General features: G+C 72.4%; 14 protein-coding genes. 8 read left to right on the top strand and 6 right to left on the bottom strand.

Going from position 1 to position 12,172, the window contains the following annotated elements:
- Nucleotides 1-1,200: a sensor histidine kinase gene (locus ACWD4O_RS03970; protein ID WP_451277725.1), complete on the top strand. Its 1,200-nt coding sequence runs from the start codon at nucleotides 1-3 to the stop codon at nucleotides 1,198-1,200.
- Nucleotides 1,197-1,814, top strand: a complete 618-nt coding sequence (locus ACWD4O_RS03965; protein WP_363166908.1) for a response regulator transcription factor — start codon at nucleotides 1,197-1,199, stop codon at nucleotides 1,812-1,814. The genes ACWD4O_RS03970 and ACWD4O_RS03965 overlap by 4 nt, the downstream gene beginning before the upstream one ends.
- Nucleotides 1,815-1,831: 17 nt before the next feature.
- Here ACWD4O_RS03965 and ACWD4O_RS03960 read toward each other — a convergent pair whose 3' ends face one another.
- The gene (locus ACWD4O_RS03960; protein WP_451277146.1) at nucleotides 1,832-2,677 is read right to left on the bottom strand and encodes a transglutaminase family protein; all 846 of its coding nucleotides are present in this window, start codon (nucleotides 2,675-2,677) and stop codon (nucleotides 1,832-1,834) included.
- A complete protein-coding gene (locus ACWD4O_RS03955) occupies nucleotides 2,674-3,675 on the bottom strand; it encodes a GNAT family N-acetyltransferase (RefSeq protein WP_451277723.1) in 1,002 nt (333 codons plus the stop codon). Before ACWD4O_RS03955 ends, ACWD4O_RS03960 begins: the two co-directional genes overlap by 4 nt.
- Nucleotides 3,676-3,815: 140 nt before the next feature.
- Here ACWD4O_RS03955 and fdxA point away from each other — a divergent pair, with 140 nt between their 5' ends.
- Nucleotides 3,816-4,136 carry a ferredoxin gene (gene fdxA / locus ACWD4O_RS03950; RefSeq protein WP_007495984.1) on the top strand — a complete coding sequence of 107 codons (321 nt, stop codon included), beginning with the start codon at nucleotides 3,816-3,818 and terminating at the stop codon, nucleotides 4,134-4,136.
- Between the two features lie 113 nt (nucleotides 4,137-4,249).
- Complete coding sequence (locus ACWD4O_RS03945; protein WP_451277144.1) at nucleotides 4,250-5,350, top strand: bifunctional succinyldiaminopimelate transaminase/glutamate-prephenate aminotransferase; 1,101 nt, start codon at nucleotides 4,250-4,252, stop codon at nucleotides 5,348-5,350.
- A 79-nt stretch (nucleotides 5,351-5,429) separates the two neighbouring features.
- Here the strand turns inward: ACWD4O_RS03945 and ACWD4O_RS03940 are convergent, their stop codons facing one another.
- Nucleotides 5,430-5,879: an ATP-binding protein gene (locus ACWD4O_RS03940; protein WP_451277142.1), complete on the bottom strand. Its 450-nt coding sequence runs from the start codon at nucleotides 5,877-5,879 to the stop codon at nucleotides 5,430-5,432.
- Between the two features lie 333 nt (nucleotides 5,880-6,212).
- Nucleotides 6,213-7,175 carry a heavy metal transporter gene (locus tag ACWD4O_RS03935; protein ID WP_451277140.1) on the bottom strand — a complete coding sequence of 321 codons (963 nt, stop codon included), beginning with the start codon at nucleotides 7,173-7,175 and terminating at the stop codon, nucleotides 6,213-6,215.
- Between the two features lie 94 nt (nucleotides 7,176-7,269).
- On the opposite strand from ACWD4O_RS03935, the gene dapE reads away from it, so the two are divergent.
- A complete protein-coding gene (gene dapE, locus ACWD4O_RS03930) occupies nucleotides 7,270-8,349 on the top strand; it encodes a succinyl-diaminopimelate desuccinylase (RefSeq protein ID WP_451277138.1) in 1,080 nt (359 codons plus the stop codon).
- Nucleotides 8,350-8,458: 109 nt separating this feature from the next.
- Nucleotides 8,459-9,217 carry an LOG family protein gene (locus ACWD4O_RS03925; RefSeq protein WP_451277136.1) on the top strand — a complete coding sequence of 253 codons (759 nt, stop codon included), beginning with the start codon at nucleotides 8,459-8,461 and terminating at the stop codon, nucleotides 9,215-9,217.
- 129 nt (nucleotides 9,218-9,346) lie between these two features.
- Here ACWD4O_RS03925 and folP read toward each other — a convergent pair whose 3' ends face one another.
- Nucleotides 9,347-10,207 carry a dihydropteroate synthase gene (gene folP, locus ACWD4O_RS03920; RefSeq protein ID WP_451277134.1) on the bottom strand — a complete coding sequence of 287 codons (861 nt, stop codon included), beginning with the start codon at nucleotides 10,205-10,207 and terminating at the stop codon, nucleotides 9,347-9,349.
- Between the two features lie 130 nt (nucleotides 10,208-10,337).
- On the opposite strand from folP, the gene ACWD4O_RS03915 reads away from it, so the two are divergent.
- Together ACWD4O_RS03915 and ACWD4O_RS03910 are read left to right on the top strand one after the other, a co-directional pair.
- Nucleotides 10,338-10,682 carry a DivIVA domain-containing protein gene (locus ACWD4O_RS03915; protein ID WP_451277721.1) on the top strand — a complete coding sequence of 115 codons (345 nt, stop codon included), beginning with the start codon at nucleotides 10,338-10,340 and terminating at the stop codon, nucleotides 10,680-10,682.
- Entirely contained in the window at nucleotides 10,679-11,257 is a 579-nt protein-coding gene (locus ACWD4O_RS03910) for a DNA-3-methyladenine glycosylase I (protein ID WP_451277132.1), read from the top strand. The genes ACWD4O_RS03915 and ACWD4O_RS03910 overlap by 4 nt, the downstream gene beginning before the upstream one ends.
- Before the next feature lie 35 nt (nucleotides 11,258-11,292).
- On the opposite strand, the gene chcB is transcribed toward ACWD4O_RS03910, so the two are convergent.
- A complete protein-coding gene (gene chcB, locus ACWD4O_RS03905) occupies nucleotides 11,293-12,084 on the bottom strand; it encodes a 2-cyclohexenylcarbonyl CoA isomerase (protein ID WP_451277130.1) in 792 nt (263 codons plus the stop codon).
- Between the last annotated feature and the right edge of the window lie 88 nt (nucleotides 12,085-12,172).

Genomic DNA, 12,172 nt, shown 5'->3' with positions numbered 1-12,172 from the left:
ATGACCGACGACCAGCTGTCCCAGAAGGCCCGGCGGGAGCCGCTGATCCCGATCGGGCAACCGGCCCGCAACCGGCGCGAACTGTGGCGGCGAAAGGCGCTGTGGATCGGCGTCTGGCTGGTGTTCCTCAGCTCGCCGGTCCACGACCTCGTCTCCGGCAACCACACCACCGGCGCCACGGTGGCCGGCTGGCTGGGCCTGGCGGTGTTCGTGGCCGGCTACCTCTCGCTCCTCTTCCGGGACATGGGGGCCACGCCCTACCCGTCGAAGCTCATCGGGGCCCTCATCGGCTCCATGGCGGTGCTCGCCACCGTCCTGTCCCTCACCCTCGGCTCCGCCTGGCTCGGCCTGTACTGCTACGTCTCCGTGGCCTGCGGGATGGTGCTCCCGCTGCGGGTGGCGTTCTGGACGATCCCGGCCACGGGCGCGACGCTGCTCCTCGTCGGCCTGCGCACCGACGAGGAGGAGGCGCTCAACCTCCTGCTGCTGGTGCTGCTCATCGGCTTCGCGATGACGGGCGTGAGCCAACTGGTGCGTACGACGATCGAGTTGCGCCAGGCCCGGGCCACGGTCGCCCAGCTCGCCGCCAACGAGGAGCGTCTGCGCCTCGCCCGGGATCTGCACGACCTCCTCGGCCACTCCCTCTCCCTCATCACCCTCAAGAGCGAGCTGGCCGGCCGGATGCTCCCCGACCACCCCGACAAGGCCGCCCAGCAGGTCGCCGACATCGAGCAGGTCAGCCGGCAGGCGCTGGTCGACGTCCGTGAGGCCGTCACCGGCTACCGCCGCCCCCGCCTGGCCTCCGAACTCGCCGGTGCGCAGGTCGCGTTGACGGCGGCCGGCATCACCGCCGCGATCCCCGCCGAACCGGACCTGGACGGCGTCCCCGAGGGGAGCGAGTCCGCCCTCGCCTGGGCCCTGCGCGAGGCGATCACCAACGTCGTCCGGCACAGCGGCGCCGACCGCTGCACGGTGGACCTCGTGCGCCGCCAGACCCTCGACGGTCCCGTCCTGGAGCTCTCCGTCGAGGACGACGGCGCCGGCGGCTCCGGAAAAGGCCCCGGCAACGGCCTCACCGGCCTCACCGAGCGCCTGGAGAAGGCCGGCGGCACTCTGGAGGCGGGCGGCGGCAGGCGAGGCTTCCGGCTGACCGCCCGGGTCCCGGCCGGTCCGGCGCCGGACGTAGGATCCCGCTCATGAGTGGTGGCACGATCAAGGTCCTGCTGGCCGAGGACCAGTCGATGGTCCGTGAGGCACTGGCGGCCCTGCTCGGCCTGGAGGACGACATCGAGGTGGTCGCCCAGGTGGCGCGCGGCGACGAGGTCCTCGCCGCCGCCCACGCCCACGACGTCGACGTGGCCCTCCTCGACATCGAGATGCCGGGCGCGACGGGCATCGAGGCGGCGGCTCAACTCCACCGGGAACTCCCGCGGTTGAAGCTGGTCGTCCTCACCACCTTCGGCCGCCCCGGCTATCTGCGCAGCGCCATGGAGGCCGGCGCCGACGCCTTCCTCGTCAAGGACGCCCCCGCCGCCCAACTCGCGCAGGCGGTCCGCAAGGTCCTGGCGGGCGAGCGGGTCATCGACCCCACGCTCGCCGCCGCGGCCCTGGCGGAGGGCGCCAACCCGCTGACCGACCGCGAACGGGAGGTCCTGCGCGCGGCGGCCGACGGCTCCACCAACGCGGAACTGGCGACGGCCCTGCACCTGTCCCAGGGCACGGTCCGCAACTACCTGTCCACGGCGATCCAGAAACTGGCGGTGCGCAACAGGGCGGAGGCGGTACGGATCGCCCGGGACAAGGGCTGGCTGTGACAGCCCTGCGGCCGGGCTCAGTTCAGCATCGCCCGCGCCGCGAACGCCTCTTTCCGTACCCGTTCCGCGGCTCCCTCGTCCACGACCTCCACCAGGTCCGCGTACTCCTCCATCTCCGCCGCCCCGCCCAGGAAATCGCCCCGCCGTACCAGCAACTGCCCCCGCTCGTACCGCAACCGGGCCGGGTGCGAGGGAATGGTCAGCCCCAACTCCACCGCCCACAGGGCGACATCGGACCGCTCCGGCCGGGCCGCCGCCCAGGCCCGGACGTTGTTCAGGATGCGCACGACGACGTCCAACGGCTCGGCCGGCGTCAGCATCGACGCCTCCAGCGGCGCGCCCGTGGCCCCGACGACCAGCGACGACGCGTCCTCGTCCGTCAGCAGCCGCCCCCCGTCGAAGGGGTCGACGAGCACCTGCCGCTCCGGGTCCTCGGGCGGCCCGAACCCCACCACGAAGTGCCCCGGCAACGCGACCCCGTACACCGGCGCCCCGGCCCGCCGCGCCACCTCCACCCACACCACGGACAGCAGGATCGGCAGCCCCCGCCGACGCCTCAGCACCTGATGCAGCAGCGACGACTCCAGCCGGTCGTAGTCCGCCGCCGACCCGCGGAACCCGTACCCCTCGCCGAGCAGGTCCCGCAGCGCCACGGCCCAGGCCCGCGGCCCGCCCGCCGGTCGGTACGGCAGCTGCCCCGCCAGCCGGTCCAGCTCGATCTGAGCGGCGTCCAGCCCGGCCTCGTCCAGCTCGGCATCCGCCTCGGCGCCGATCAGCAGACACAGCAGAGCCAGATCGGGCCGCTCGGCCCGCACCTCCTGCGCGAACCGCCGTACCGCCTCGCCGCCCTCGAACCCGCTCACGCCGCCGGCTCCCGGTAGTGGTGGTACGCGTGATGCGCCGCGAAGCCCATCCCGGCGTACAGCGCCCGCGCCCCCGCGTTCTCCTCCTCCACCTGCAGCCAGGCCGCCGACGCCCCCTCCGCCAGCGCCCGCCGCGCCAGCGCGGCCATCACGGCCGTGGCCAGCCCCCTGCGCCGCTGCGCCGGATCGACCTCGACGGCGCCGAACCCGGCCCACCGCCCGTCCACGACACACCGTCCGATGGCGGCCGGAGCTCCGCCCTGCGGTCCGGGCACGGAGGCGAACCAGACCGACGGCCCGCTGCTGAGCACTTTCAGGGCCACCTCGTCCACGCCCTTGCGCTGGTACCGGGCCAGCCAGGCCGCGTCGGCCTCCCGCGCGAGTGCCACGCTCTCCGCGTCCGCCGCCAGATCGGCGACCGGCGCCAGCGCTCCGACCCACAGCTCGGCCGTCACCTCCCGCACCCACCCACGCCGCTCCAGCTCCGCGCACAGCGGCTCCTGGGCGCTCTCGGCCCCCGTCGCCGTCTGCACATAGGCGGGCAGCCCGCGCGCGCCGTACCAGCGCCGTACGACCTCCAGGGCCTCGTCGAGCGGGACGCCCGGCTCGCCGAGCGGCAGCACCGAGTTGGCCCGGCGCGTGTACCCGGCGGCGGCCCGCAGCTCCCACCCGCCGAGCCGCTCGCTCTCCACGGGCCGCCAGCCCCGTGCGGCGACCCGGGCGAGCTCCTCGTAGGAGGCGGCAGGACCCCGACGGCGGGCCGGGGCGGCCGGGACGACCTTCCCGGCGACCAGCGAGGACTCGTCAATGCGGACGCTCTCGCCGCTCTTCCGTGTGATCGCGAGCACACCGTCGTCCCATGATGTGAGAACACCCACCGTGTCGGTGAATTTCCCCCCGGTCTCTCCAGGGTCGCTCAAGCGGCGCACGGAGACACGTTTGCCCACGTCAGCAATGGTGAGGCGGACCTCGAGGCGTCCGGCGGCCGAGATTTCCACAGGTCTGTTCACCCCTCCTGTTCGGATCATGCCCAAGAACGGAGATACTAGGGGCGGGCATCGACGACGCCGCGCTCCCGCGCGCCAGGCGGCGGAGCCTGAGGAGGCCCGCCAGCGCCCTATCGAGGAGGAACGACAGCGTGACCTACGTCATCGCGCAGCCTTGTGTCGACGTCAAGGACAAGGCGTGCATCGAGGAGTGCCCGGTCGACTGCATCTACGAGGGCCAGCGGTCCTTGTACATCCACCCGGACGAATGCGTCGACTGTGGCGCCTGTGAGCCGGTCTGCCCGGTCGAGGCGATCTTCTACGAGGACGACACTCCGGAGGAGTGGAAGGACTACTACAAGGCTAACGTCGAGTTCTTCGACGAGCTCGGCTCCCCCGGCGGCGCCAGCAAGCTGGGTCTGATCGAGCGCGACCACCCCTTCGTCGCCGCGCTGCCGCCGCAGGCCGAGTAATCCCCGTCAGCGGTCCGCACCACGTGCCGCCTCGGTCCCGTACGGCCTGATCGCCCTTGATCGCCGTACGGGACCGAGGCGTTTGCCGTACGTACGAAAGTGAGCCAGTAACCGTGTCCTCCGTAGTCTCCGACCGCCTCCCCGCCTTCCCCTGGGACAAACTGGAGCCGTACAAGAAGACGGCCGCAGCGCACCCGGACGGCATCGTCGACCTCTCCGTCGGCACCCCGGTCGACCCGGTCCCCGATCTGATCCAGAAGGCGCTGATCGACGCGGCGGACTCCCCGGGCTACCCGACCGTCTGGGGCACCCCGGCGCTGCGCGACGCGATCACCGGCTGGCTGGAGCGCCGTCTGGGGGCCCGTGAGGTCACCCACCGGCACGTCCTGCCGATCGTCGGCTCCAAGGAGCTCGTGGCCTGGCTCCCGACCCAGCTGGGCCTCGGTCCCGGCGACCGGGTCGCCTACCCGCGCCTGGCGTACCCGACGTACGAGGTGGGCGCGCGCCTCGCCCGCGCCGACCACGAGGTCTACGACGACCCGACCGAGCTGGACCCGACGGGCCTGAAGCTCCTCTGGCTGAACTCCCCGTCCAACCCGACGGGCCGGGTCCTGTCGAAGGCGGAACTGACCCGGATCGTCGCCTGGGCCCGCGAGCACGGGGTGCTGCTCTTCTCCGACGAGTGCTACCTGGAACTGGGCTGGGAGGCCGACCCGGTCTCGGTCCTGCACCCGGAGGTCAACGGCGGCTCGTACGAGGGCATCGTGTCGGTGCACTCCTTGTCGAAGCGCTCGAACCTGGCCGGCTACCGGGCGGCCTTCCTGGCGGGCGACCCGGCCGTCCTGGGCCCGCTGCTGGAGATCCGCAAGCACGGCGGGATGATGACGTCCGCGCCCACCCAGGCGGCGGTCGTCGCGGCGCTGGGCGACGACGTCCACGTCCGCGAGCAGCGCGAACGCTACGCGGCCCGCCGCACCCGGCTGCGCGAGGCGCTCCTGTCCCACGGCTTCCGCATCGAGCACAGCGAGGCCAGCCTCTACCTCTGGGCCACCCGGGACGAGTCCTGCTGGACGACGGTCGCCCACCTGGCCGACCGAGGCATCCTGGTGGCCCCGGGCGACTTCTACGGTGAGGCCGGCGAGAAGTTCGTCCGAGTGGCCCTGACGGCGACGGACGAGCGGGTGGCGGCAGCGGTCGAGCGTCTGGCGCTGTAGCCCCGCCCGGACGCGCAGAGCGACGGGGCCCGGGGAATTCCCCAGGCCCCGTCGCTCTGTGTGCCTGCGTGGGCGTGGCTCAGCCGAGGGGCAGGCCCTTGACCGGCAGGGTCTCCGCTCCCGGCAGCCCACCCTTGGTGAGCGAGTCCGTCGGCAGCCCGCCCTTCGTGGCGGTCGACGCGGTGTCCCCGAGGATGCCCCCGGCGGAGCCCGCCGCCTCGCCGGCCGTCTTCTGCGCCACGGGCGCGGCCTTCTTCACTGCCTTGCCGCCGGTCTTGCCCGCGGCCGGCACCGCCTGCTTGACGGCCTTGCCGCCGGTCTCACCCGCGAGCCCGGTGACGTGCTGCGTCGCGCCGTCGAGCGTGTTGCCGACGCCCGCCGCGTCCAGGGCGGTCAGACCGCCGAGGCTCGGAGCGGCGGGAAGGCCGGGGGCCGCACCGGCGGAGCCGGCCGCACCGACCCCGGCGGCCGCTCCTGCAGCGACGAGCAGCGCGGCACGGGCGATCCGGCGGGTCAGGGGGAGGGACATGGTGCTCCTTCGACGGGAGAGTACAAGGACTGTCTGTGACTGTCTGTGACTTTCTGTCCGGGCCCGGACGCAGTGACTACCGCTCGAAGCCCGCGAAGGTTGCGCACGGCCGACGTAAAGAGTTGGCAATGCGTCGCATTATCGGCTGTGGATAAAAACGGGCAAAAGCGGCCCGATATGAAAGTCCGGCAAACCCCCGGAGCCCTTTGATCGCAAGGGTCTCCCCGGATGCGAGGGTGACGGCGCGAAAACCTGAGCACCCGGCCGCCCGCCGGCCCGGCACATGACCCGTCCGGGTGAAGACCCGCACTGCTGCGCGGTCTGCTGCGCGGTCTACTGCGAGGTGACGATCCGCACGCTGTCGGCGGCGCCGCCCGCCGCCGAGCCGCCGGCGGCCTCCGCGGTGGTCGCACCGGTTGCCCGCCACTGGCTGCCGCTGTTCCCGGAGACCCACACCCGGCCGGCGTACGAGACGCGCTCTATGCGCAGCGCCGAGGCGTTGGCCACCGCCCAGTGCGCCAGCTGCCAGCCGCGCTCGCTGACACTGCGTCCGCCCGCGGTGGTGTCCTCGGTCACCGGCAGCGTCACGGTCCGCCCGCCGCTCTCGGCGGCCGGCGGGGCGGTGTCCTGGTCGGTGTCCTCGTCGGCGACCCGTCCGAAGTCCCGTGCCAGTGCCGCCTGTACCGCGGCCGGGCCGGTGGTCGTCGTGGGGCCGGAGCGGCCGTCGCAGGTCAGCGAGGCCGCCGAGGCCCCGGTCAGCGCGGCGGCCAGCACGGTGGCGTCCGGCTCGTGCTTGGCGTACGCCTCCGGGTAGCCGCTGCGCTGCACGCGCTGCGCGGCAACGGTGAGCGGGAGTTCGGTGTAGTCGTCGACCTTGGCGAGGTGCTCGTAGAAGATGTTCGCCGAGTACGCGGGGTCCGTGACCTGTTTCACGGTGCCCCAGCCCTGCGAGGGCCGCTGCTGGAACAGACCGAGCGAGTCCCGGTCGCCGTGGGTGAGGTTGCGCAGCCCCGACTCCTGGATGGCGGTCGCGAGCGCGATGGCGACGGCCCGCTCGGGCATCGCCCGGTCGGTGCCGACGGCGGCGATCGTGGCCGCGTTCACCGCCTGCTCCGGCGTGAACTCGTACGTCAGCCCGGTTCCGTCGCCGGAAACGACTCTGCAGCCCGGATCTCCGGTGCCACCGGCGACGTACTGCACCACGACATAGCCCGCGACGGCGGACAGGACCACGCAGGCCGCCCCGAAACGGAGGAGGCGGCCGCGGCGCTTGGGGGAGGGGGACTGCGTCGGCACGCGTACAAGGTACTGGAGACTACTGAGGAGTAGGAGGCTCTTGCGCACAGACGGGAAGAGCGGTATCGACAACTGGCGCGTTAGGGTCGACGGCATGGCCGACACCCCGCTTGACCTCACTCTGGACGCCGCCGCACTCACCGCGCGGCTCGTCGACTTCCGTTCGGAGAGCGGCGCCGAGAAGCCGCTCGCGGACGCGATCGAGACCGCCCTGAGCGCGCTGCCCCACCTCACGGTGGACCGCTACGGCAACAACGTGATCGCCCGCACGAATCTGGGCCACGCGGAGCGAGTGGTCCTCGCCGGCCATATCGACACGGTCCCGATCGCGGACAACGTCCCCTCGCGGCTCGACGAGGACGGGGTGCTCTGGGGCTGCGGCACCTGCGACATGAAGTCGGGGGTGGCGGTCCAGCTGCGCATCGCGGCGACGGTCCCGGAGCCCAACCGCGACCTGACGTTCGTCTTCTACGACAACGAGGAGGTCGCGGCCGACCTCAACGGCCTCAAGCACGTGGCCGAGGCCCACCCGGAGTGGCTGGCGGGCGACTTCGCGGTCCTCCTCGAACCCTCCGACGGCCAGGTCGAGGGCGGTTGCCAGGGCACCCTGCGGGTCCTGCTCAGGACGAAGGGCGAGCGGGCCCACTCGGCGCGCGGCTGGATGGGCTCCAACGCCATCCACGCCGCCGCCCCGATCCTGGCCCGCCTGGCCGCCTACGAGCCGCGCCGTCCGGTCATCGACGGCCTGGAGTACCGGGAGGGCCTCAACGCGGTCGGCATCACGGGCGGGGTGGCCGGCAACGTCATCCCGGACGAGTGCGTCGTCACCGTCAACTTCCGTTATGCGCCGGACCGGAGCGCCGAGGACGCCGTCGCCCATGTCCGCGAGGTCTTCGCCGACTGCGGGGTCGAGGAGTTCGTGGTCGACGACCACAGCCCCGCCGCCCTCCCCGGCCTCTCCCACCCGGCCGCGGCGGCCTTCATCAAGGCGGTGGGCGGCACCCCGATGCCCAAGTACGGCTGGACGGACGTCAGCCGCTTCTCCTCCTTGGGCGTCCCCGCGGTCAACTACGGCCCCGGCAACCCGCACTTGGCGCACAAGCGGGACGAACGCGTGGAGACGGCCAAGATCCTGGCGGGCGAGGAGCGCCTGAGGACCTGGCTGACGCTCTGAGGGGACGTTCGGCGCGGCGGCGCTTCGTGGCGGACACGCCGACGTCCCCCGCACGTAACCGGCGTAGATCTACGCTGAGGTGGAACCACTGCAAGCGGAGGGAGCTCACATGGCTACAGGGAACCCCGAGGGCAAGAAGCAGCCACCGGAGGAACAGCGCCTGGGACCTGTCCTCCGGAGGCGGGGCCAGGTCACGGCGAGCACGACCGACCAGCGCCTGCTGGACGCCGGCGGCCCGTCGGACTGGGTCCACACGGACCCCTGGCGGGTCCTGCGCATCCAGTCGGAGTTCATCGAGGGCTTCGGCACCCTCGCCGAACTCCCCCCGGCCATCAGCGTGTTCGGCTCCGCCCGTACCCCGGTGGACTCACCGGAGTACGAGGCGGGCGTCCGGCTGGGCAGCGCGCTGGTCGAGGCCGGCTGGGCCGTGATCACGGGCGGCGGCCCGGGCGCGATGGAGGCGGCCAACAAGGGCGCGTGCGAGGCGGGTGGCATCTCCGTCGGCCTCGGCATCGAGCTCCCCTTCGAGCAGGGCCTCAACCCGTACGTCGACATCGGCCTCAACTTCCGCTACTTCTTCGTGCGGAAGATGATGTTCGTGAAGTACGCGCAGGGCTTCGTGGTCCTGCCCGGCGGCCTCGGCACCCTGGACGAACTCTTCGAGGCGCTCACCCTCGTCCAGACCCAGAAGGTCACCCGCTTCCCGATCGTCCTCTTCGGCACGGAGTACTGGGGCGGCCTGATCGACTGGCTGCAGAACACCCTGATCGCCCAGGGCAAGGCCTCCGAGAAGGACCTCCTGCTCTTCCACATCACGGACGACGTGGAGGAAGCGGTGGCGCTGGTGTCGAAGGAAGCGGGCCGCTAGGGCTGTCGGAAGCCTTTCGAACGCCGGGCGGGTGTCTGTCTTTCAGCCCGTCCGGCGTTTGAGGACGAGGCCCATCGAGGGCCGATCGGGGGTCCAGGGGGCGGAGCCTCCTGGTACGGCACCTGAGGCCTACGCCAGCCCGCGCCGGGCCACCGCCGGAGGCCGGTGCCCGGCGATGGACGCGACCATGTCCAGCACCTGCCGGGTCTCGGCGACCTCGTGCACCCGGTACACCTGCGCCCCCAGCCACGCCGACACCGCGGTCGTCGCCAGGGTCCCCACCACCCGCTCCTTCACCGGCCGGTCCAACGTCTCCCCGACGAAGTCCTTGTTGGACAGCGAGACCAGCACCGGCCACCCCGTCTCCACCATCTCCCCGAGCCGCCGAGTCGCCTCCAGGCTGTGCCGGGTGTTCTTCCCGAAGTCGTGCCCCGGATCGATCATGATCGACTCCCGCGGCACGCCCAGCGCCGCCGCCCGCTCCGCGAGCCCCACGGTCACGTCCAGGATGTCGGCCATGACGTCGTCGTACGTCACCCGGTGCGGACGCGTCCGCGGCTGCGCGCCCCCCGCGTGCGTGCACACCAGCCCGACCCGGTACCGCGCCGCGACCTCCGCCAGCCGCGGATCCACGCCGCCCCACGCGTCGTTCAGCAGATCCGCGCCCGCCTCGCAGACCGCCTCCCCGACCTCCGCGCGCCAGGTGTCCACGCTGATGATCACGTCCGGGAAGCGCCGCCGCACCTCGGCCACGAAGCCGACGGTCCGCCGGGCCTCCTCCTGCGCCGTCACCTCTTCGCCGGGCCCGGCCTTGACCCCGCCGACGTCGATGACGGTCGCGCCCTCCGCCACCGCCTGCTCCACGCGCGCGAGGGCCGGCTCGTCACGGAAGGTCGCCCCCTGGTCGTAGAAGGAGTCCGGGGTCCGGTTCACGATCGCCATGATCACCGGCTCGTGCGCGCCGAATTCCCGCCTGCCCAGCCTGAGCATCCCCTGTGACCTCTCCTAGTACGGCCTGCACATCCACCGCCTGCGACCCTAACTGTCCGACCCGCATGGCACGATCGGACGCACACACATCCACTCCGAGCACACCGAGTGTGGGGGCCCACCGATGGTTATGTTCTTGTTCCTGGTCATCGCGCTCGCCGTCGTGGTCGCCGCGGTGACACTCGCCGTGGTGGGCGGCGGCGAGGGCACCGGCCCGCTGCCGGAGGTCGCCCCCGAGCGACTGCACGACCCGCTGCCCCCGGACCGCCCGGTCGACCGGGCGGACATCGACCACCTCCGCTTCCCGCTGGCCACCCGCGGCTACCGCATGGCGGACGTGGACGACGCCCTCAACCGCGTCGCCGCCGAACTCGCCGAGCGCGACGCCCGCATCGCCGACCTGGAGTCCGCCCTGTCCGGCGTGCACGCCTCGGCGGTCTCCTTCGAGAAGCCCGCCCCCGAGGACCACCAGTGAGCGACGGCACGGCCCTCCCGGGCGAGGACGGCGCGCTGCGCTGCCCCTGGGCCCTGTCCACGCCGGACTACGTGACGTACCACGACGAGGAGTGGGGCCGCCCGGTCCACGGCGACGACGCGCTCTTCGAACGCCTCAGCCTCGAGGCCTTCCAGTCCGGCCTCTCCTGGATCACGATCCTGCGCCGCCGCCCCACTTTCCGCACCGCCTTCGCCGGCTTCAAGATCGCCTCGGTGGCCGGCTTCACCGACGAGGACCGCGAACGCCTTCTCATCGACCCGGGCATCATCCGCAACCGGGCCAAGATCGACGCCACCCTCGCCAACGCCCGTCTGCTGGCCGACTGGGCCCCGGGCGACCTGGACGAACTGATCTGGTCGCACGCCCCGGCCGCGGGCCCGGCCCCGAAGACGGTGTCGGACGTCCCTGCCGTCACCGACGAGTCCACGGCCCTGTCGAAGGCCCTGAAGAAGCGGGGCCTGAGGTTCGTGGGCCCGACGACGGCCTACGCCCTGATGCAGGCGTGCGGCCTGGTCAACGACCACCTGGAAGCGTGCGCGAGCAGACCCGCCTAGGGGCGCGGGGCGGTGTCGGTACGGGGCACGGATCGTCAGCGGCCCAGATACTTGGGCTGCTCCTTGTCGATGAAGGCCTGCACCGCGATCCCGTGGTCCTCGGACGCCCCGGCTCGCGTCTGCAGCTCGTCCTCCTTGTCCAGCGTCTCGGAGAGCGAGTGCGAGAACCCGTAGGCGACGGCCTCCTTGATCGCCGCGTATGCCACCGTCGGCCCCGAGGCCAGGGCGCGAGCGACCTTCTCGCCCTCCACGCGCAGCTCCGCCGAGGGAACCACCCGGTTCGCGATGCCGAGCTCGTACGCCTCCTGCGCCTTGATGCTGCGCGGGAACAGCAGCAGATCGGCGGCCCGCCCGGGGCCGATCACCCGCGGCAGGGTCCAGGACACCCCGGAGTCGGCGGTCAGCGCGACACCGGCGAACGAGGTGTTGAAGGACGCGGTGTCGGCCACGATCCGGTAGTCCGCGGCCAGCGCGAACCCGAATCCGGCGCCCGCGGCGACCCCGTTCACCGCGGCGACCACCGGCTTCCGCGCTTCCGTCAGCGCCCGCACGATCGGGTTGTAGTGCTCGGCGACCGTGCTCATGACCTGCTTCGAGCCCTCGGCCAGCAGCCCGATGTGCTCCTTGAGGTCCTGCCCCACGCAGAACGCCCGCTCACCCGCGGCGGTCAGCAGCACGGCCCGTACGGCCTCGTCGGCCGCCGCGGACCCGACCGCGTCCCGGAGGGCGACCTTGGTCGCGATGTTCAGCGCGTTCATCGCCTCGGGGCGGTTCAGCGTGATCGTCGCGAGTCCGTCGCTCACCTCGTAGAGCACGGTGTCGGCCATGGCGTTTCCCCTCCGTGTCGCGGCTCCGACGTACTACTGGTCGGTACGTCCGGTGTACGAGGACAGCATGGCGGAGATCGCCGTCCAC

Source organism: Streptomyces sp. NPDC002623 (assembly GCF_053592635.1).
The sequence above is the reverse complement of the archived record's forward strand: the minus strand, read 5'-3'. Positions and strand labels throughout refer to the sequence as shown.

Coding starts and splice junctions, on each gene's coding strand:
- ACWD4O_RS03970 (WP_451277725.1), top strand. CDS start 1: ATGACCGACGACCAGCTGTCCCAGAAGGCCCGGCGGGAGCCGCTGATC.
- ACWD4O_RS03965 (WP_363166908.1), top strand. CDS start 1,197: ATGAGTGGTGGCACGATCAAGGTCCTGCTGGCCGAGGACCAGTCGATG.
- ACWD4O_RS03940 (WP_451277142.1), bottom strand. CDS start 5,879: ATGTCCCTCCCCCTGACCCGCCGGATCGCCCGTGCCGCGCTGCTCGTC.
- dapE (WP_451277138.1), top strand. CDS start 7,270: ATGGCCGACACCCCGCTTGACCTCACTCTGGACGCCGCCGCACTCACC.
- ACWD4O_RS03925 (WP_451277136.1), top strand. CDS start 8,459: ATGGCTACAGGGAACCCCGAGGGCAAGAAGCAGCCACCGGAGGAACAG.
- folP (WP_451277134.1), bottom strand. CDS start 10,207: ATGCTCAGGCTGGGCAGGCGGGAATTCGGCGCGCACGAGCCGGTGATC.
- ACWD4O_RS03915 (WP_451277721.1), top strand. CDS start 10,338: ATGTTCTTGTTCCTGGTCATCGCGCTCGCCGTCGTGGTCGCCGCGGTG.
- chcB (WP_451277130.1), bottom strand. CDS start 12,084: ATGGCCGACACCGTGCTCTACGAGGTGAGCGACGGACTCGCGACGATC.